Origin of the sequence: Amycolatopsis sp. NPDC005232 (genome assembly GCF_040607795.1) — a bacterium.
Lineage (GTDB): Bacteria > Actinomycetota > Actinomycetes > Mycobacteriales > Pseudonocardiaceae > Amycolatopsis.
This window is the reverse complement of the sequence record NZ_JBEXHL010000023.1, coordinates 1-18,914: the sequence shown is the minus strand read 5'-3', so window position 1 is coordinate 18,914 and position 18,914 is coordinate 1. Positions and strand designations below refer to the sequence as shown.

Below are 18,914 nucleotides of genomic sequence, written 5' to 3'. Positions count from 1 at the left end.
TCGCAAGGGCTGCCAGGTTGCGATCCGGCGGCGGTGGCGGAACCCGGAGAGCTGGGTTCGTTGCCGCTGGTCACCGGGTTTACGCAGGTCAGGACGGGTGGCGTAACCCTGGCGTAATGCGGATCCGGGTACGGTCGCGCAGGTGGAAACTTCGTCGCCCCGGCCGCGCGCCGAGCGGGCCCGCCAGGTCGCCGACGTCCTGCGCCAGCGCATCACCGCGGGCGCCTTCGACGACGGCCCGCTGCCCGACGAGCACACCCTCGGCACCCAGCTCGGCGCCACGCGCAACGCCGTGCGCGAGGCCCTCGGCCTGCTTCGCGCCGAAGGCCTCGTGGAGCGGCGCCAGGGCGTCGGAACGCTTGTGGTGCACCCGAAGTACGGCCACGGCCTCGACCGGCTCGCCGGCCTCGCCGAGGCTCTCGACGGCTACGGCGACGTCGTGAACGAGGTCCGTTCCGTCGGCATCGTCACGCCCCCACCGGCGATCGCCGAACGGCTCGGGCTGGTTCCCGGCGCGCCCGCCGTCCACCTGGAACGCCTGCGCCGCCTCGGCGGAGCGCCGCTCTCGCTGGACACCACCTACCTGACCGCCGACATCGGCGTCCCGCTGCTCGACCACGACCTCGCGGGCCGCGACCTGTTCGCCCTCATCGAAGAAACCAGCGGCCGCCGCCTCGGCCGCGCCGACGTCGTGGTCCACGCCATGACCGCGGGCCCGGACACCGCTGCGTTGCTGGGCATCGCGCCCGGCACGGCCGTCTTCGCCCTCGACCGCCTGACGCACCTCGACGACGGCCGCCCCGTGGACGCCGAAACCCTCCACATCCGCGCGGACCGGCTCACTTTGCGCGCGACGCTGCACCGAGGGCCGGCATGACGAGCTTGGCCACCGATGTTCTGCTCGCACTTTTCGGCCTGGTGGGCGGGATCGGCATCACGGCGATCGGGCCCGGGGGTGTGCTGCCGACGATCGCGTTGTTCCTCTTGACGCCGCTTGGGCCGGCGCAGGTGGCGGGGACGGCGATCGTCACGCATGTGGCGACGGGGGTGGCCGGGAGTGCGGCGTATGTGCGGTCCGGGCAGTTGCGGGAGCGGCACACGAGGAGGGTCGCGGGGCTGCTGGCGGGAGTCGCGGTGGTGGGGACGCCGGTCGGGGTCTTGCTGAACTCGCTGGTGTCCGCGCGGTGGTTCGGGGTGGTGCTCGGGGTGTTCGCCGTCGTGGTGGCGGCGTTGGTGGTGTTGCGGCGGCCGGTGGTGGAGCGGGAGCCGGGGACGGGGCGGCCGGTGACAGGGCGGGAGCCGGCGACGGGCTCGATCCTCGCGATCGGGGCCGGGGTGGCGGTCGCGGCGGGGCTGGTGGGCGTGGGCGGGCCGATGCTGACCGTGCCGGTACTCGTGGTGGTGGGGTTGCCGATGCTGGAGGCGCTCGCGGCGGCACAGGTGCAGTCGGTGGTGATCGCGTCGGCCGGGGCGGTCGGATATCTCCTGGATGGCTCCATCGACTGGCGGCTGGCGGCCGTCGTCGGGGTGCCGGAGCTGGCGGGGGTGGTCATCGGCTGGAAGGTCGCGCGCGCGTTGCCGACGAAACGACTGCGGATCGCGCTCGTGGTCGCATTGGTGGCCGTGGCGCCCTACCTGGTGCTGCACGGCTGAAGGGCACCTTGAGAGAAGTCCCTCAAGGTGCCCTTCAGCCAAGAAAACAAACTCAGCGCACCCGGTCGAACGGCAGCTGCACCACCGGACCCGGCCACACCGGCCGGCCGGCCGCGACAGCGTCCACTTCGGACTCCGACAGCGCCCGGCGGTAGAGCCGCGCGTCGTCGAGGGAGCCGGCGAAGTGCATGGCGCCGTCGAGGCGTTCGCCCAGCTGGAGCTGGAACGAGACAGTCTCGCTGACCGAACCGGGCGAGTCCGGGCCGGACGCGGCGAGCACGCCGTCGACCCGGATCTTCAGCTGACCGCCGGTGCGTTCGAGCGCGAGGTGGTGCCACTGCTGGTCGTCGTAGGCCTGCGTGGTGGTCACCGACTTGCTGCCCGCCGTGGTGGTCATCATGGCGATGAGCCGGTGCGACGCGGGTTCACCGCGCAGCCACAGCTGCGGTGCCGTCGTGCCCATGCCGCCGAGCCACAGCAACGCCTGCGGGTCCTTTGAAGCGCCGTAGTTGAACGACGTGGTGAAGGTGAAGTCACCCGACCCTGGCAGCTGGGTGGGCGAGAACGGCACCCGCACGAAGTCGTCGACGCCGTCGAGCTGCAGCGCGCCGTGGGACGCCGAAGCGCCGCCGAGCACGTACGCGACGGCGCCCGGCCGGGAGACGTCCGGGGTCGTCGGGCCGGCGGAGCGCTGCCACCCCAGGTAGTTCTCGTCGAAGCGCGCGAAGCGGATCTCGTCGCGGGCGTCGACCGCGCCGCCCTCGTACATCAGGCCGATCTTCGCGTCGCGCTCGGCCGGGCCGCTCAGCTGCACGAGGTCGGAGTAGCCAGACCAGTCGCTGGTCACCCGGGTGCCCTGCTCGGCGTCCTCCCAGGTGCGGCCGTTGTCGTAGGACGAGCGGATCATCATCCAGCGCCGCCGGTCGGTGTCCGACGGCGAGGCGAACAGGATCCGCTCCCCGCCCGGACGCTGCAGGCGCAGCAGGGAACCCTGCACCATCGGCGTCACCAGGTCGGGGATGGTCGTGAAGCGCCTGCTGAACGTCTGGCCACCGTCGCGGCTCAGGGCGTAGTCGCGGTTGCCGACGTCGGTACCGCCCTGTTCGCGGCCGCCGGCGTAGATCGTGCCGTCCGGCAGTTCGACGACGCTGATCTCGGAAGGCTTCTGCGCATACGTGCCGCCCACCGGGTGCGGGTAGCTGTCGACGGCGCCGACGTGCCAGCTGCGCCCGGAGTCGTCGCTGTAGATCAGCGCCGCGTAGTTCTCGATGGAATTGGTGCCGTCACTGCGTTCCGCGTTCACGCCGAACACCAGCCGGCCCGCGTGGCGGCCCTTCGTGAGCTGGATGCCGTGCACCGGACCCGAGGCGTACCACGAGTCCCACGCCGGCAGCTTCGCTTGCGCGCTGATGTCCACCGGCGCCGACCACGTCAGGCCGTCGTCGTCGCTGTACTGCGAGTGCGGCGTCCGCGGACACGGCACATCGCACGCCTTGTCGTCGTCGCGGCCCTTGTTGTACGTGGTGATCAACACGATCCGACCCGTGCGGCTGTCCACAATGGGCACCGGATTGCCGTGCGTGTCACCACCGCCGGGGTTGACGACCTGCAGCGGCGACCACGTCTGCCCGCCGTCGGTGGAGCGCTTGAGCACAAGGTCGATGTCGCCGGTGTCGCCGCAGTTGTCGCGCCGGCCTTCGGCGAAGGCGAGCAGGGTGCCGTGCGTGCTGCGGACGATGGCGGGGATGCGGAAACAGGCGTAGCCCGTGTCCTGGTGCGGGTTGAAGAGTACCTGCTGGTCGAACTGCGGAACCGCGAGCTGCGATGCGACGGGCGCCGCCTGTGCGGCTGCCGGTACGAACACGCCGGACACCAGCACCGCGAACGCGAGTGCCCAGCGGATGATCGGTCTCATGTCCCGTTCTTCCCTTCGGCTAAGTGAAACTCCCCAGTAGAACGGCCACCCCACGCGGGGCCAGGAGCACCGCTTCCGTCGGGTGGCCGGGATCGGTGAGCAGATCGGGCGCGGGCGAGGGCAGCGTGACCGTGACCGCCTCGACGCCGTGGTTGAGCAGGAACAGGTACTGGCTGTCCTCACCGTGCCGGACCACGGACTGGACGCCCTCGGGCAGGCCGGGCAGCACGGCCGAAACCCCGGCCTCGGCGGTGATCCGGTCGAACAACGCGCGCATCGCGGCCGCGTCGGGCCGGGTGGCGAGGTACCAGGCGACGCCGGCGCCGAAGGCGTTGCGCGTCACGGCCGGGCGGCCCGCAAGCTCCCCGGGGCCGAAGGTCGCCACCGCGGCAGCGCCCTCGGTCTCCACCCACTCCGACCAGACCGTGGCGGAAGCCTTCTCGAGGGAGGCGCTGTCGAACGAGAGCCCGATCGAGCCGCCCTCGGGCAGCGGCCAGAACTCGTCGACCCTCAGGCCCAGCACGGCGCGCAACGGTGCCGGGTACCCGCCCAGGTACGCGCGGTCGTTCTCGTCGACGATGCCGGAGAAGAACGACACCACCAGATGCCCGCCACCGGCCACATAGGACCGCAGGTTCTCCGCGACGCCGGCGTCCATCAGGTACAGGTTCGGCACCACCACGAGCTTGTACCCGGACAGTTCCCGGGTCGGGCGCACGACGTCACACGTCACGTTGGCATCGAAGAGCGGCGCGTAGTGGGCCAGGTGCGCGTCGAGCTGCCGCAGGTCGTCCGACGGGTGCGAGTCGAGCTCGAGAGCCCACCAGCTGTTCCAGTCGTGCAGGATCGCGACGTCGGCTTTCACCCGGCTGCCCGCGAGCTGCGGCACCGACGCCAGTTCACGGCCGAGGTCGGCCACTTCGCGGTACGTGCGCGTGTCCCGCCCGCCGTGTGGCACCATCGCGGAGTGGAACTTCTCGGCGCCGCCGGCTGTCTGGCGCCACTGGAAGAACAGCACGGCGTCGGCCCCGCGTGCCACGGCCTGCCAGCTGCCCAGCCGCATCGAGCCCGGTGGTTTGGGGCCGTTGCGCGTGCGCCAGTTCACCGCGTTCGGCGCCTGCTCCAGCAGCAGCCACGGCTGTCCGTCCTTGGTGGACCGAACGAGGTCGTACGCGAAGGCCGCTTCGACGTGCCCGCGCGGATCGTAGGGGTCGGGATAGGAGTCGAGGCTCACCACGTCTTCGTGCGGTGTCCAGGAATGCCAGTCGAGCGCTTTCTGCACCCGGCCGACGAAGTTCGTCGTCACCGGCACGTCCGGCGTCACCCGCGAGAGCACCTCGCGCTCGGTGAGGTAGCAGCCGAGCGACGCGTCGGAGGAGAAGCGGTGGTAGTCCAGCTGCTGCGCGGGGTTCGGGAACGTCGGCGCCACCCGCGGCGGCTCGATCTCGGCCCAGTCGTCGTAACGCTGCGACCAGAACGTGGTGCTCCAGGCCGCGTTGAGCGCCTCGACGCTCTGGTACCGCTCGCGCAGCCAGGCGCGGAACGCGGCGGCCGAGACCTCGCAGTAGCACGCGCGGATGTGGCAGCCGAACTCGTTGCCGATGTGCCACATCTTCAGCGCCGGGTGCCCGGCGTAGCGCGTGGCCACCTGCTCGACCAGCCGCGCCGCGTGCTCGCGGTACACCGGGCTCGACGGGCAGAACTGCTGTCGTGCACCCGCCGAAAGCCGGCTCCCGTCCACGCGCACCGGCAGGATTTCGGGATATCGGTGGGAAAGCCACGGCGGCGGTGAGGCCGTCATGGTGGCCAGGCACGCGTCCACACCACCGGCCGCGAGCTTGTCCAGCACCGTGTCGAACCAGCCGAAGTCGTACTCGCCGGGCCGCGGCTCCACCTGCGCCCACGAGAAGATCCCGACCGTCACCATCGAGACGGACGCCTCGGCCATGAGTTTGAGGTCCTCGTCCCACACCTCGGGGGACCAGTGCTCCGGGTTGTAGTCGCCGCCGTAGTGGATGCGGTCCATCTAGAGCAGCCCCGCTTCCGCCAGCTTCTCCTGGATGCGCAGCAGTTCGTCGCCGTTGAGCGGCAGCTGCGGCGGCGCCATCACGGCGTTGTCGATGAACCCGCGCATCTTCATCGACGCCTTGAACGCACCCAGCGCCGCCGAGCCGCGCCCCATCCGGCTCTGCGGCGCGACGTCGGTGATGGTGAACAGCGAGAGCAAGCGGTCCTGCTCGCGCCGGGCCGCGTGGGGGTTGCCGGAGCGGACGTGGTCGTAGATCAGCACGTAGCCGACCGGGTCGACGTTGCCGAGCCCGGGCACCGCGCCGTCCGCGCCCAGTGCGAGCGCGGAATCCACGAGCAGCTCCGAGCCGGTGAACACGGCGAAGGTGTCGAGGCCGCGTTCGCGCCGTTCCTTGAGCACGAAGCGGAAGCCGGCCTCGTCGCCGCTGGAGTCTTTCAGACCGGCGATCACGCCATCGGCCGCGAGGCTCAGCACGAGCTCGCGGTCGAGCTTCGTGTGCACGGCCACCGGGATGTCGTAGGCGAAGATCGGCAGCGCCGTCTTCTCGTGCAGCAGCCGGAAGTGGCGGTCGATCTCGGCCACGTGCGTGCGCGTGTAGTACGGCGCGGTGACCACGATGGCGTCGGCGCCCGCCTCCTCGGCGGTCTTCACGTGTTCGGCCACGCGCAAGGTCGTCATGTCGATACAGCCGGCCAGCACCGGCACGCGGCCGGCGACTTGGTCCACGGCCGTCTCGATCGTCACGCGGCGCTGCGCGTCGGGCAGGAAGGCGACCTCGCTGGACGAGCCGAGCACGAAGATGCCGTGGACGCCGGCGTCGAGCTGGAACTCGACGTGGCGCCGCAGCGACTCGGTGTCCACGGTGAAGTCGTCGTTGAACGGCGTGCACAGCGGGGGGATGATGCCGGCGAACTTCGTCGCGGTCATGAGGCGTTCACTCCGGTGGTGATCTCTGGGTGGATGCAGCGGTAGCTGTGCCCGGCGGCCTCGGTGAGCGGCGGCAGGGCGAGCGCGCACTCGTCGGTGGCTTTCGGGCAGCGGGTGTGGAACGCGCAGCCGCTCGGCGGCGCGGTCGCCGACGGCACGGGTCCACTGAGGACGATCGGTTCGACCGGGTGCAGCAGGCTCGGCGTGGCCGAAAACAGCGCCCGTGTGTACGGGTGCCGCGCGTCGCCGGGCAGGTCCTCGGCGGCGGCCTCTTCGACGATCCGCCCGAGGTACATCGTCACGATCCGGTCGCTCATGCGCCGCACGGTCTGGATGTCGTGCGACACGAAAACCATGGCGAGACCGAGCTTCTCGCGCAGGTCGATGAGCAGGTTGAGGATCTGCGCGCGCACCGACACGTCGAGTGCCGACGTCGGTTCGTCGGCCACGAGCAGCGCCGGCCGCAGCGCCAGTGCCCGCGCGATGGCCACGCGTTGACGTTGCCCGCCCGAAAGCTGCGCCGGCAACGCGTCGGCGACGCTGCTCGGCAGGCCGACCAGGCCCATCAGCTCCCGCACGCGCTCGGCGCGTTCGGCGGGCGTGCCCACGTGGTGCACGTCGAGCGGGTCGCGCAGGATCTTCGCGACGGGCAGGCGCCGGTTGAGCGCCGTGGCCGGGTCCTGGAAGACCAGACCGACTTGCCGGCCGAGCTCGGCCGGGCGCATTCCCGACAGCGGTTTGCCGCCGTAGCGGACGGTTCCGCGCGTCGGTTTCTGCAGCCCGACGAGCACCTTGGCGAGCGTGGACTTGCCGCAGCCGGACTCGCCGACCACGCCCACCGTCTCGCCCGCGGCGATCTCCAGGTTCGCGTCGGTGAGCGCGTAGACGTTGTCGCGCCCGAACAGGCTCGCCGCGCGGACGCGGTGCACCACGTGCACGCCGTCGACTTCGACGAGGGTCATACCTGCGCTCCTTCCACGACGGCCGGGGTCGTGCGTTCGGCGGGGTAGTGGCAAGCGACGAGGTGCCCGTTCGCCTCGGGCTCGGGGGCGACCTCGAAGCAGTGGCCGCGCGCGGCCGGGCAGCGGTCGGCGAACCGGCAGCCGGGCGGGAAGTCCGCCGGGGCGGGCACGACGCCCTTGATCTGGGTGAGCGTGGCCTCGTTCTCCTCCAGCGACAGCACGGCCGACAGGAGCCCGCGCGTGTAGTGGTGGCGCGGCGAGCCGACGACTTCGGCCGTGGCGCCTGTCTCGGCCACTTGCCCGCCGTACATGACGACCACGCGGTCGGCGACGTCGGAGACCAGCGCGAGGTCGTGCGACACCAGGATGAGCGCGAAGCCGAGCTCTTCCTGCAGGCGCAGCAACAGTTTGATGATCTGCGCCTGCACGGTCACGTCGAGCGCCGTGGTCGGCTCGTCGGCCACGATCAGCTGGGGGCTGCGCGACAGGGCCATGGCGATCAGCACGCGCTGGCGTTGCCCGCCGGACAGCTCGTGCGGGTAGGACCGCAGCGTGCGGCCGGGATCCAGGTTCACCAGCTCCAGCAGCTCCTGCGGCGTGCGGGTACCGCCGCGGCGAGTGAACTGCTTGAGCTGTGCGCGGATCGTCATCGCCGGGTTCAGGGAGCTCAACGCGTCCTGGTAGATCATCGAGATGTCGTGGCCGAGGTGGCGCCGGCGCGAGCCTGCCTTCATGGTGAGCAGGTCCTCGCCCTCGAACAGGACCTCGCCTGAGAGCCGCGCGGCCGCCGGTTGCAGGCCCATGATCGACAGCGCGGTGAGCGACTTGCCGCAGCCCGACTCGCCGATCAGCCCCAGCACCTCGCCGGAACGCACGGTGAAGGACACGCCGTCGACCACGTTCACGCCGTTGTGGCGGTCGGGGAAGCTGATCGCGAGGTCCTTCACCTCCAGCACGGCCCTGCGCCCGGTGAGATCACGTGCCTTCGCCGCCAGCCGTTCCCCGGCTTCGAGCAGGCCCGCGAGCGGCAGCACGGGCGCGGTGTTCTCGGCCGCCTTCTCCGCCTCGATCTTCTTGGCGACCTCGCCGGCTTTCGCGTTGCGGGCAGAAGGCGCGGCCCATGCGTCGGAGATGCCTTCGGACAGGATGTTGAGCGCCAGCACTGTGATCAGGATCAGCAGGCCGGGGAACAGCGTGGCCCACCAGCCGCCGGTCAGCACGAGGTCCTTGCCGTCCGAGAGCACGGAGCCCCACGACGGGTTCGGCGGCTGGATGCCCGCGCCGATGAACGAGAGCGACGCCTCGAACACGATCGCGTCGGCCACCGTCACCGTGCAGTACACGAGGATCGGCGCCGCGCAGTTGACCGCGACGTGCCGGGCGAGGATGAACAGCCGTTTGGCGCCGATCACGCGCTCGGCGTCCACGTAGTCCTCGCCGTACTGCGCGAGCACGTTGGCCCGCACCACCCGCGCGACCGGGGCCATGTTGAGGAACCCGATCGCGAGGATCAGCACGAGGATGCCGCGGCCGAACACCGCCACCAGCACCGCGGCGAGCGCGATGCCGGGGAACGCCATGATCACGTCCATCACGCGCATCACCACGGCGTCGGTCCTGCGCCCGGACGTCGCGGCGAACGAGCCGATCACCACGCCCGCGATCAGCGCGAGCACCGTGGCGCCGAGGCCGATCGCGAGCGACCAGCGCGTGCCGGCCACCAGGCGCGAGAAGATGTCGCGGCCCGACTGGTCGGTGCCGAACCAGTGCTCGGCGCTCGGGCCGCCCGTGTCGGTGCTGAGCGCATCGGGGTTGTGGGTCGCGAGCAGCGTGCCGAAGATCGCGACCAGCGCGAGCACCACGAGCAGGCCGAGCGCGAGCCACGACGTGGGCGGGAGTTTCCGGAACCGCACGCCGGGCCGCGAGAGCCGGTCGGTGAGGTTCGCGTGCAGGACGGGGCGCATCAGGAGTGGCTCCGCAGTCTCGGGTTGGCGATGAGGTAGAGCACGTCGACGATGAGGTTCACGAGCACGAAGCCCACGGCGATGGTGATCACGAAGCCCTGGACCTTCGCCGTGTCGCCGTCCTGCACGGCCTGGATCATGTTCTGGCCCATGCCGGGCAGCGCGAACATCGTCTCGATCACCACCGCGCCGCCGAGCAGGTAGCCGACGCGCAGGCCGAGCACGGTGAGCGGGTTGACCAGCGCGTTGCGCAGCACGTTGCGGCCCACCACGACCACGGGCGGCAGGCCGCCGCCGCGGGCCGTGCGCACGTAGTCCTTGTCCAGCTCCTCGACCATCGACGTGCGGATCACGCGCGTGAGCTGCGCGGCGACCGGCAGTGACAGCGAGATCGCCGGCAGCGTGAGCGAGTTGAGCCAGCCCGAGACCGAGTCGGCCGGGCTCACGTAACCGCTGGTGGGGAACAGGCCCTTGCCCACGGCGAGCCACTGCACGAGCAGCAGCGCGATCCAGAACGCCGGCGCCGCGACGCCCGCCAGCGTGACCACCCGGATCAGGTGGTCGGGCCAGCGGCCGCGGGAACAGCGCCGACGTCACGCCGAGCACGACCGACAGCACGAGCGCGATGACCAGGCCGAACAGCGTGAGCTGCACGGTGAGCGGGAGCGCGGTCGCGATGGTCTGACCCACCGGCTCCTTGGTGATCACACTGGTGCCGAAGTCGCCTTGCAGCAGGTGCCACACGAAGTGCACGTACTGCAGGGGCAGGGGATCGAGCAGCCCGTTGGCCTGGCGGAACTGGTCGAGCTGCGCCTCGGTCGCGTTCGCTCCGTTGAACGCGGCGAGCGCCGGGTCCACAGGGGAGAACTGCATCACGATGAACACGAAGAGGATCACGCCGAGCAGCAGCGGGATCAGGGCGAGGATGCGAGAGGCCAGCATCCGCACGACGACGATCACGGTGGCGGTTCCTCCCGCGTCAGACCGGCTTGGCCTGGTTGAGGTAGATGCCGGGGTAGCCCTGCGCGTGCACGCCGGTGATCGCCTTCGGGTCCCATGCCGTGCCGAGCTGGGTGAACACGATCGGGTAGATCACGGCCTGCTCGGAGATCAGGTCCAGCAGCTGCTTGTACAGCCCGTTGCGCTTGGTCTCGTCCGGCTCCGCGGCCGCCTGGTCCTGGAGCCCGAGCAGGGCCTGGGTGTCGGCGTTGTTCCAGCGCGCGTACTTCGTCATCATCAGCGACTGCGCGTCGTAGTAGTAGCGGATGAGCAGGTCGGGGTCGTTGCCGAACTGCATCGGGTTGTTCGTGGTGGACACGACCTGGAAGTCGTTGCCGTTGTCCAGCTTGGAGAACAGCGCCTTGGTGTCCTGGGAGTCCAAAGTGGTCTCGACGCCGATCGCGTCCCAGCCCTCTTTGATCACCTTCACGCAGTCGAGCACCAGCGAGGTGTTGGTGGTGGACAAGGAGATCTTCAGATTGCTGACGCCGGCCTCGGCCAGTAGCTGCTTGGCCGTCGCCGGGTCGTAGACGAAGCTCTGCGACGCCGGCTGCGACTGCGGCAGCTTCGGGTTGATGAACGACGTGCCCGCGGTGCCGGTACCGCGCAGGCCGATTTCGATCATCTTCTTCTTGTCGATGGCGTAGTGCAGCGCCTGGCGCACGCGCTTGTCGCCGAAGGGTGCGTGGGCGGTGTTGAACATCAGGTACAGGTTGTTGCCGCCGTCGGCGAACTCGACGGTGCGCCCGGCTTTGCGCAGCTGGTCGGCGTTGGCGGCGGGGATGTTCTCCACGATCTGCGCGTCGGGCTTCGCGCCGGAGATCGCGGCCACCCGCGGGGCAGAGTCCACAATGGACTTCCACAGCATTTTTTGGTACGCGGCGGGGCGGGGACCGTTGTAGTCGGCGAACTTCTCGAACGAGGTGTGCGACAGCGGCGCCTGCTCGGTGACGTTGTACGGCCCGGAACCCACGACCTTGCCGCCGACGGCGAGCGGCCAGTTGTTCTCGTACACGTGCTTCGGGAGGATCTTGCAGATCTGGATCCGCTGCAGCGCGTACGGGAAGGGGAACTTCAGCGCGAACTCGACGGTGTGGTCGTCGACCTTCCTGACTTCTTTCAGCCACTGGGCGAAGAAGCTGTGGATCAGCACGTTCTCCTTCGCGTCCAGGGTGCGGGCGTAGGTGAACACCACGTCGTCGGCGGTCACGGGCTGCCCGTCGTGCCACTTGGCGCCGTCGCGCAGCTCGAACTTGATGCTGGTGCCGCTCACGTCGGCCGGCAGTGCCTTCGCGAGGCCGGGGAACGGGGCGCGCGTGACGGGGTCGCCTTCGACGAGCGATTCGTAGCTGTGCAGGATGGCGGCCATGGAGAACGCCGAGGCGGTCTGCAACGGGTCCCAGGACTGGTTGTTGCCGTAGCCGATCACTGCGGTGAGGGAATCGGTGGAGCTGCCCGTCTTGTTCGTCGACGCGGGGCCGCCGCACGCGGCCAGCGTCGAGGAGAAGGCGGCGGTGGCGCCCACGAGGCCCGCGTAACGCAGCAGCGTGCGCCGGTCGAACGCGGGGCCCGTCCCCATGGCGGTTCGGGACATCGATGTCTCCTGACTGTGTGTTTCGCCCACCAGAAGTCATGAGAAGTAGGACGTGGGACGTCCTATGACTTCGCCGAACCCTAGAACTCAGCCGGGTACCGGTCAAGGGGACGGCGCGTTTTCGCCACCGGGCCGGGATCTGCCGGGGATTCGATGAGGTATGACGTAGGATGTCCTCCGATGGCGACGTGCCAGCGAACGAAAGAAACATCCGGGGAGACTGTTTTGGCGCGCCCGCAACGCAGTGAAGAGATCACCAAGCGGATCATCGACCTGATCATCGACCGCGACCTCCCACCGGGCGCGCCGATGCCCACGGAACTCAGCCTGATGGAAGACATCGGGGTGAGCCGCAACTCGATCCGGGAGGCGATCAAGGCGCTGCAGGCGCTCGGCATCGTCGAGATCCGCCACGGCTACGGCACCTTCGTCGGCTCGGCCGGCTCCGAGGCCCTGCAGACGTGGCTGCTGTTCCGCACGCGCACCCGCGGCGCCAGCGACGCCGGGCGCCTGCGTGACCTGCTCGAGGTCCGCGAGATGATCGAGACGGAGCTGACTCGGCGGGTGGCGTCGGAGCATCGCCCCGAGCTGATCGCCGAGCTGGAGGCCTGCGTCGCGCGGATGCGCCGCAAGGGGCCGGATGCCGCGGTCGCCGACCGGGAGTTCCACGACCTCATCTGCGCGGAAGCGGGCTTCGACCTGGCGCGCGAGCTCACAGGGCTGTTCTGGGACGTCTACCGCGCGGCCGAGGGCGAGCTCGGCGGACCGGTGTCCTCGGCGGCGAGCACGGCGAAGCGGCACCAGGTGATCGTCGACGCCCTGGTCTCCCGCGACGGCGACGCCGCGGCGGAGGCCGTGCACCGGCACTTCGACGAGGTGCGCAAGCGCGCGAAGGCCGGCCGTTACGGGGGCTTCGGCGAGGCGCGCCCGGTCGAGGCGGATTCCGCGGCGGCGACTTCGTAGCGCGGTTGGCGGCGGTGCCATGGGGTCCGCTGGGCGCTCAGGCACCTCGTCGAGGAGACCGGCCGGCCCGCCGACCTCCTCCCGGAACTGATCGACGGTGCGACCGGGCGTTGATCGGTTCGTAGACTGGGCGGCCGACGAGGAGGTGCGCCCTGGACGCAGTCGAGGTCGAGATGCTGCCGCAGTCCGCCGCGGCCGACGAGGTGCCGGCGGCCGAGGTCGCCGCCCTGGTGAACGCCGTCTACGTGACCGCCGAGGCCGGCCTGTGGGCGGGCGACGCGGACCGGACGAGCGCGGCCGAGGTGGCGGGGCTCGTCGCGGCCGGCGAGATCGCCGTGGCGCGCCAGGCGGGCCGCGTGGTCGGCTGCGTGCGCGTGCGGACGGTCGCCGACGGCGTGGGCGAGTTCGGCCTGCTGGCCGCCGCGCCGCAGCTGCAGGGCGCGGGCATCGGGCGTGAGCTGGTGCGGTTCGCCGAAGACCGCTGCCGTGCGCTGGGCCGGCGGCGGATGCAGCTCGAGCTACTGGTGCCGCGGTCGTTCACGCACCCGTCGAAGGAGTTCCTCGCCGCCTGGTACACGCGGCTGGGCTACCGCCTCGAGGAGAAGTCGACGATCGAGGAGGCCCACCCGCACCTCGCGCCACTGCTGGCGACGGAGTGCGATTTCCTCGTCTACCGCAAGGACCTCTGACCGTCGGGTCTTGACACGGAGTGTGGCCTTCCGGACACCGCCTCGTGGCCCGGCGGCCGTCCGCTGGACTTCGTGCACCTGCCGATGTCCGGCGGTGACGAGCCGCCGCCGACCTCCGCCGCGTTCTACGCGCCGCTGCGCCGCCTGCGTCAGGGATCGGCCGTCGTGGTCGCGGGGATCGCGCACGAGCGGCAGGACGAGCAGGCCCAGCTGACGGTGCGCGACCACGTCGAGACTGCGCTGGGCCGGCTCGTGGACCTCGCCACGTCGTGCGGCCTGGGACGGCGCTCGCCCGCGCAGGCGGAGGGCGCCGTGGCCCGGATGCGGTCGTTGCTGTGAGGGTGTGACCACGCGTCCGTCCGGGGTATTGAGGACCTGTGACGACACGACTGGACTGGGTCGGCCTGCTGCGCCACGGGCAGAGCACCGGCAACGTCGCGCGCGAGGCCGCCGAGGCCGCGGGCCGCGAGGTCATCGACATCGCCGAGCGCGACGCCGACGTGCCGCTGAGCGAGCTGGGCCTGCGCCAAGCGCGGGCGGCGGGGGAGTGGCTCGCGGGTGAGCCGCCGCAGCTCGTAGTGGCCTCGCCTTACCGGCGCGCCGTGGACACGGCCCGCGTCGCCCTCGACGTGGCCGCCGCCGGGGGCGTGGAGGTCCCCGGCGGCCTGCGCGCCGACGAGCGCCTGCGAGACCGCGAACTCGGCGTCCTCGACCTGCTCACCAGCCGCGGCGTCGCCGAACGTTGGCCCGACGAACTACGCCGCAAGCAGCGCCTCGGCAAGTTCTACTACCGTCCACCCGGCGGCGAGTCCTGGGCCGATGTCGTGCTGCGCCTTCGCTCGCTGCTCGCCGACCTGAGCGCCGAGACACCGGGCCTGCGCGTGCTGTTCGTGGCGCACGAGGTGACGGTGTTCGCGCTGCGCTACGTCCTGGAAGGCGTGCCCGAGCCGGTCCTGCTGGCCGCGGCCGCCCGCACCGACATCCCCAACGCGTCGGTCAGCGCCTGGGAACGCGGGCGCGACGGCGGCTTCCGGATGACGGTGGCGCAGGACGTCGGGCACCTCGTGGACGTGCCGCTGGTGTGAGTGACACCCAGCGAGCGCGTGCCCGGCGCGGGATGATGGCACACCAAGATCATCGGCAACCGGAAGGGAAATCATGAAGCTCGACCTCGACGGCAGGACGGCGCTCGTCACCGGGTCCACGCAGGGGATCGGCGCGGCGATCGCCGCGGGGCTCGCGAAGGCGGGTGCGCGCGTGGTGGTGAACGGGCGCGGCGACGCGGGCGTCGCGCAGGCGATCAGGGAGCTCGAGAGCCAGGTACCGGACGGCGAGTTCGTGGCCGGGGCCGGCGACGTGACCACTGACGAAGGCGCGCGCCAGGTCCTCGACCGGGCGGGGCGCGTCGACGTCCTCGTGAACAACCTCGGCATCTTCGGCGCGCAGGAGCCGCTGGAGATCACCGACGACGAGTGGCGGCGCTACTTCGAGGTCAACGTGCTCGCGGCCGTGCGGCTGACACGCCTGACGCTGCCCGCGATGACCGAGCAGGGCTGGGGCCGGTGCTCAACATCGCGAGCGACTCGGCCGTCGTGATCCCCGCCGAGATGATCCACTACGGCATGTCGAAGACGGCGCTGCTGGGCGTGTCGCGCGGCTTCGCCAAAGCGGCGGCGGGGACGGGCGTCACGGTCAACTCCGTGATCGCCGGCCCCACGCACACCGGTGGCGTCGAGGACTTCGTTTACCAGCTCGTGGACAAGAACCTGCCGTGGGAGCAGGCGCAACGGGAGTTCATGAAGACCCACCGCCCCCAGTCGTTGCTGCAGCGGCTGATCGAGCCGGAGGAAATCGCGAACCTCGTGGTGTACCTGAGCTCACCGCTCGCCTCCGCCACCACCGGCGGCGCCCTCCGCGTCGACGGCGGGTACGTCGACTCGATCCTTCCGTAAGGCCCCGTCAGCGCCCTCGGGGCTCACCGAGCCGGTCGCGCACCTGGCGCTCGACGAGCACGGGCAGGAAGCTGCGCACGCCGGCGTCGTCGAAGTGCTGCCGCTGTGCGGTGATCGTGCGGTTGATCTCGGGTTCGCGCGCGCTGCCGTACTCGTCGACGAGCCGTGACTTCAGCGCGGAGAAGCTCTCCTCTTCGCCCTTCACCATCAAGTCGTCCATGCCCTGGTGGGTCATCGCGTCCCTTTCCGTGGTTTCGGCCCTTCATGACTGCTGCCCGCCACGGGCCCTCCTCAAACGGCGGGCGAACGTGTGGACCTGTCGCAAACGCCTGGTGTCAATTTCGACCACCTGGTAGAAATTCAGGCGACGCGGCGCCCCGGGCGCCGAACCGCGAAGCCAAGGAGCTGGAATGGGCAAGCCTTCCGTGCAGCTGTACTCGGTCCGCGACGCGTTCGCGGCCGACCCGGCGGACACCCTGCGGCGCCTCGCCGCGATCGGGTTCACGCAGGTCGAGCCGTACGGCGTCGTCGAGAACGTGGCCGCGCTCGGCGCCGGTCTGCCGGCCAACGGGCTGAGCGCCCCGACGGCCCACGCGAAGCTCATCGGCGAGGACCAGCACGCCGTGTTCGCCGCGGCGAAGCAGCTCGGCATCGCCGTGGTCATCGACCCGCTCGTGAAGCCCGAGCAATGGCAGAACGCAGCGGACATCACGGCCACCGCGGAAGTGCTCAACGCCGCCGCGAAGGTCGCCGAGGAGCACGGCGTGCAGGTCGGGTACCACAACCACTGGTGGGAGCTGGAGTCCCGGATCGACGGTCGCCACGCGTTCGAGGTGTTCGCCGATCAGCTCGACCCGGCCGTCGCCCTGGAGGTCGACGCCTACTGGGCCACGGCGGGCGGGGCGAACGCGCCCGAGCTGCTCGCCCGGCTCGGCTCCCGGGTGCACGCCATCCACGTGAAGGACGGCGCGCTCGCCACCGACGCGTCCGGTCAGGTCCCGGCGGGCCAGGGCAGCGTCCCGCTCCCCGAGGTTCTCGCCGCGGCGCCCGACGCGTTGCGCGTGGTGGAGTTCGACCGTTACGACGGTGACATCTTCGAAGGCATCGCCGCCAGCTTCGCCTACCTCACCGAGGGCGCGAAGTGACCAGCGGCCCCGTCGGCGTCGGCCTGATCGGCGCGGGGGTCATCAGCGACACCTACCTCGAGAACCTCACGGGCTTCCCCGACGTGCGGGTGCTCTCCGTCGCCGACCTGGATGTGGCTCGCGCGCAGGCGCAGGCGGCGAAACACGGTGTGCCGCAAGGGGAAACCGTCGCGGAGCTGCTGGCGAACCCGGAGATCGAGCTGGTCGTGAACCTCACGATCCCGGCCGCGCACGTCGAGGTCGGCCTCGCGGCGCTGGAGGCGGGCAAGAGCGTGTGGGCGGAGAAGCCGCTCGCCCTCGACCGCCAGACGGGCCGCAAACTGCTCGATCGCGCGCGGGAGAAGGGGTTGCGCGTGGCGAGCGCGCCGGACACCGTGCTCGGCGCCGGCCTGCAGACGGCCCGGCGCGCGATCGAGGCCGGCCGCATCGGCGAACCGCGCACGGCGCTGGCGCTGTTCCAGACGCCGGGACCGGAGAGCTGGCACCCGGCGCCGGAGTTCCTGTTCCAGCACGGCGGCGGCCCGCTGCTGGACATGGGGCCGTACTACCTCACGGAGCTCGTGCAGCTGTTCGGCCCGATCCGCAAGGTGACCGGCGCCGGCGGCCGTGCGCGGGACACGCGCGTGATCGGCTCGGGTCCGCGCGCCGGCACGGAGTTCGCGGTGACCGTGCCGACCACGGTGACCGCGCTCGTCGAGTTCACCCGCGGCGGCAGCGCGCAGATCGTGCTGAGCTTCGATTCCGCCTTGGCTCGCACGGGTTTCGTCGAGGTGTCGGGCGCGCTCGGCACCGCGGTACTGCCGGACCCGAACCGCTTCGACGGCCCGACGAAGCTGCACCTGCTGGGTTCCGCCGAGCCGGAAGAGCTTGCGCCGCAAGGACACGCCGCCTCGCGCGGCACGGGCGCGCTGGAGCTCGCCCGCGCGATCCGGGCCGGGGTGCCGGAACGCGCGTCGGGGGAGCTGGCCTACCACGTGCTCGACGCGATGCTCGCCATCGACGAGTCGATCACGCGCGGCCAGTCCGTGGAGGTGGCCAGCACCGTCGAGGTCCCGCCCGCCCTGCCGGACGGCTGGGACCCCTACGCCCGCACCCTCTAGCCGCGCCCTGCCGAAACCGCCCCATTGCGGCGTTGGGTGCGCTGAACGCACCGAACGCCACATTGGGGTGCTTCGGGCCGGGCGGTCAGGCGTCGGAGTCGAGGGGGACGGTGAGCAAGGTGCGCAGGTAGAACCGCAAGGAGCCGACGAGGTCGACGTCGCCGGGGGTGGTGAGCCATTGGACCTGCAGCCCGTCCATGAGCGCGATGAACGTGAGCGCCGCGAAGTCCGGGTCCACGCCCTCGCGCAGCTCGCCCGTCGTGGCCAGCAGCCGGAACGAGCCGATCACGCTTTCGCGCGCCTGCCGGTAGTGCTCCACGAAGTACTCGTGCGCGGGGTGGTCGGGCGCCACGGCCTCGGCCGCCAGCCGCGAGTACAGGTCGACGATGCCCGGGTGGCGCACGTTGTGCTCGGCCAGCGCGACGAAATGCCGCAGCACCTCCAGCCCGGGCGGCACGGTCAGCTGCTCGCGCTCGGAGTCCTCGGCGTCACGCCGTTCGAGCACGGCGGCGAGCAGCGCTTCCTTGGTGGGGAAGTAGTACAACAGCCCGGCGTGGCTGATGCCGACACGCTTGGCGATCTCCCGCAGCGACGAACCGTGGTAGCCGGCCTCGCCGTACACCACGGCAGCCGCGGAAATGATGTCCTCGCGGCGGATCCGGCCCTTCAGGTAACCCCCGGTCACGGGAGCACGCTCGGTTCGGCCCCGGTCACGGGAGCGTGCTCGGGTTCGGCGGCGTGCATCTCCCCATTCTGCTGCATCTTTGGCCTCGGCTTCGCCGGGGCGTGCCAGATCGCGGTGTTGTTGGCCTCGGCTTCGCCGGGGCGTGCCAGATCGCGGTGTTGTTGGCCTCGGCTTCGCCGGGGCGTGCCAGATCGCGGTGTTGTTGGCCCCGGCTTCGCCAGGGCGTGCCAGATCGCGGTGTTGTTGGCCCCGGCTTCGCCAGGGCGTGCGAGATCGCCTTTGAGCCGGCTTCCGGATGGGGGCGGTCGGATCGGCCGGGGGCCGATCGCACCGCCCC

Annotated in this window: 18 protein-coding genes and 3 pseudogenes; 10 read left to right on the top strand and 11 right to left on the bottom strand. The window is 70.9% G+C overall.

What is annotated here, in order from left to right:
• Positions 1-142 precede the first annotated feature (142 nt).
• On the top strand, positions 143-877 hold the full coding sequence (locus ABZU76_RS34430) for a GntR family transcriptional regulator (protein WP_354877080.1): 735 nt from the start codon (positions 143-145) through the stop codon (positions 875-877).
• Positions 874-1,653, top strand: a complete 780-nt coding sequence (locus tag ABZU76_RS34425; RefSeq protein WP_354877077.1) for a sulfite exporter TauE/SafE family protein — start codon at positions 874-876, stop codon at positions 1,651-1,653. The genes ABZU76_RS34430 and ABZU76_RS34425 overlap by 4 nt, the downstream gene beginning before the upstream one ends.
• 52 nt (positions 1,654-1,705) lie before the next feature.
• On the opposite strand, the gene ABZU76_RS34420 is transcribed toward ABZU76_RS34425, so the two are convergent.
• From ABZU76_RS34420 to ABZU76_RS34385, 8 genes and pseudogenes are all read right to left on the bottom strand, one after another.
• Entirely contained in the window at positions 1,706-3,568 is a 1,863-nt protein-coding gene (locus ABZU76_RS34420) for a sialidase family protein (RefSeq protein ID WP_354877074.1), read from the bottom strand.
• 19 nt (positions 3,569-3,587) lie between these two features.
• Complete coding sequence (locus ABZU76_RS34415; protein ID WP_354877071.1) at positions 3,588-5,594, bottom strand: beta-galactosidase; 2,007 nt, start codon at positions 5,592-5,594, stop codon at positions 3,588-3,590.
• On the bottom strand, positions 5,595-6,524 hold the full coding sequence (locus ABZU76_RS34410) for a dihydrodipicolinate synthase family protein (RefSeq protein WP_354877068.1): 930 nt from the start codon (positions 6,522-6,524) through the stop codon (positions 5,595-5,597).
• Positions 6,521-7,486 (bottom strand): ABC transporter ATP-binding protein, encoded by a 966-nt coding sequence (locus tag ABZU76_RS34405; RefSeq protein ID WP_354877065.1) that lies wholly within the window; start codon positions 7,484-7,486, stop codon positions 6,521-6,523. The genes ABZU76_RS34410 and ABZU76_RS34405 overlap by 4 nt, the downstream gene beginning before the upstream one ends.
• Positions 7,483-9,450 (bottom strand): dipeptide/oligopeptide/nickel ABC transporter permease/ATP-binding protein, encoded by a 1,968-nt coding sequence (locus ABZU76_RS34400; RefSeq protein WP_354877371.1) that lies wholly within the window; start codon positions 9,448-9,450, stop codon positions 7,483-7,485. Before ABZU76_RS34400 ends, ABZU76_RS34405 begins: the two co-directional genes overlap by 4 nt.
• The gene (locus ABZU76_RS34395) at positions 9,450-9,998 is read right to left on the bottom strand and encodes an ABC transporter permease (RefSeq protein WP_354877368.1); all 549 of its coding nucleotides are present in this window, start codon (positions 9,996-9,998) and stop codon (positions 9,450-9,452) included. Before ABZU76_RS34395 ends, ABZU76_RS34400 begins: the two co-directional genes overlap by 1 nt.
• Positions 9,999-10,152: 154 nt before the next feature.
• Positions 10,153-10,392, bottom strand: a pseudogene (locus tag ABZU76_RS34390) (ABC transporter permease); the annotation flags it as partial.
• Positions 10,393-10,429: 37 nt separating this feature from the next.
• The gene (locus tag ABZU76_RS34385) at positions 10,430-12,043 is read right to left on the bottom strand and encodes an ABC transporter substrate-binding protein (RefSeq protein WP_354877063.1); all 1,614 of its coding nucleotides are present in this window, start codon (positions 12,041-12,043) and stop codon (positions 10,430-10,432) included.
• A gap of 225 nt (positions 12,044-12,268) precedes the next feature.
• On the opposite strand from ABZU76_RS34385, the gene ABZU76_RS34380 reads away from it, so the two are divergent.
• The 6 genes and pseudogenes from ABZU76_RS34380 (at position 12,269) to ABZU76_RS34355 (ending at position 15,647) form a co-directional block, all read left to right on the top strand.
• Positions 12,269-13,006, top strand: coding sequence for a FadR/GntR family transcriptional regulator (locus ABZU76_RS34380; RefSeq protein WP_354877059.1), 738 nt, complete (start codon positions 12,269-12,271; stop codon positions 13,004-13,006).
• A gap of 24 nt (positions 13,007-13,030) precedes the next feature.
• Positions 13,031-13,120, top strand: a pseudogene (locus ABZU76_RS34375) (mini-circle protein); the annotation flags it as partial.
• Between the two features lie 59 nt (positions 13,121-13,179).
• On the top strand, positions 13,180-13,695 hold the full coding sequence (locus tag ABZU76_RS34370) for a GNAT family N-acetyltransferase (RefSeq protein WP_354877056.1): 516 nt from the start codon (positions 13,180-13,182) through the stop codon (positions 13,693-13,695).
• Positions 13,696-13,767: 72 nt separating this feature from the next.
• Complete coding sequence (locus ABZU76_RS34365) at positions 13,768-14,034, top strand: hypothetical protein (protein WP_354877053.1); 267 nt, start codon at positions 13,768-13,770, stop codon at positions 14,032-14,034.
• Positions 14,035-14,072: 38 nt separating this feature from the next.
• Positions 14,073-14,780: a histidine phosphatase family protein gene (locus ABZU76_RS34360; protein ID WP_354877050.1), complete on the top strand. Its 708-nt coding sequence runs from the start codon at positions 14,073-14,075 to the stop codon at positions 14,778-14,780.
• A 73-nt stretch (positions 14,781-14,853) separates the two neighbouring features.
• Positions 14,854-15,647 (top strand): annotated as a pseudogene (locus ABZU76_RS34355) (SDR family oxidoreductase).
• Between the two features lie 7 nt (positions 15,648-15,654).
• On the opposite strand, the gene ABZU76_RS34350 reads toward ABZU76_RS34355, so the two are convergent.
• Complete coding sequence (locus ABZU76_RS34350) at positions 15,655-15,882, bottom strand: three-helix bundle dimerization domain-containing protein (RefSeq protein ID WP_220238994.1); 228 nt, start codon at positions 15,880-15,882, stop codon at positions 15,655-15,657.
• A 175-nt stretch (positions 15,883-16,057) separates the two neighbouring features.
• Here ABZU76_RS34350 and ABZU76_RS34345 point away from each other — a divergent pair, with 175 nt between their 5' ends.
• Positions 16,058-16,792, top strand: coding sequence for a sugar phosphate isomerase/epimerase (locus ABZU76_RS34345; protein WP_354877047.1), 735 nt, complete (start codon positions 16,058-16,060; stop codon positions 16,790-16,792).
• Positions 16,789-17,892: a Gfo/Idh/MocA family oxidoreductase gene (locus tag ABZU76_RS34340; RefSeq protein WP_354877044.1), complete on the top strand. Its 1,104-nt coding sequence runs from the start codon at positions 16,789-16,791 to the stop codon at positions 17,890-17,892. The genes ABZU76_RS34345 and ABZU76_RS34340 overlap by 4 nt, the downstream gene beginning before the upstream one ends.
• Positions 17,893-17,977: 85 nt before the next feature.
• Here ABZU76_RS34340 and ABZU76_RS34335 read toward each other — a convergent pair whose 3' ends face one another.
• Entirely contained in the window at positions 17,978-18,577 is a 600-nt protein-coding gene (locus ABZU76_RS34335) for a TetR/AcrR family transcriptional regulator (RefSeq protein WP_354877041.1), read from the bottom strand.
• On the bottom strand, positions 18,574-18,914 hold a 341-nt coding region (locus ABZU76_RS34330; RefSeq protein ID WP_354877038.1), incomplete at its 5' end, for a hypothetical protein. The genes ABZU76_RS34335 and ABZU76_RS34330, both read right to left, overlap by 4 nt.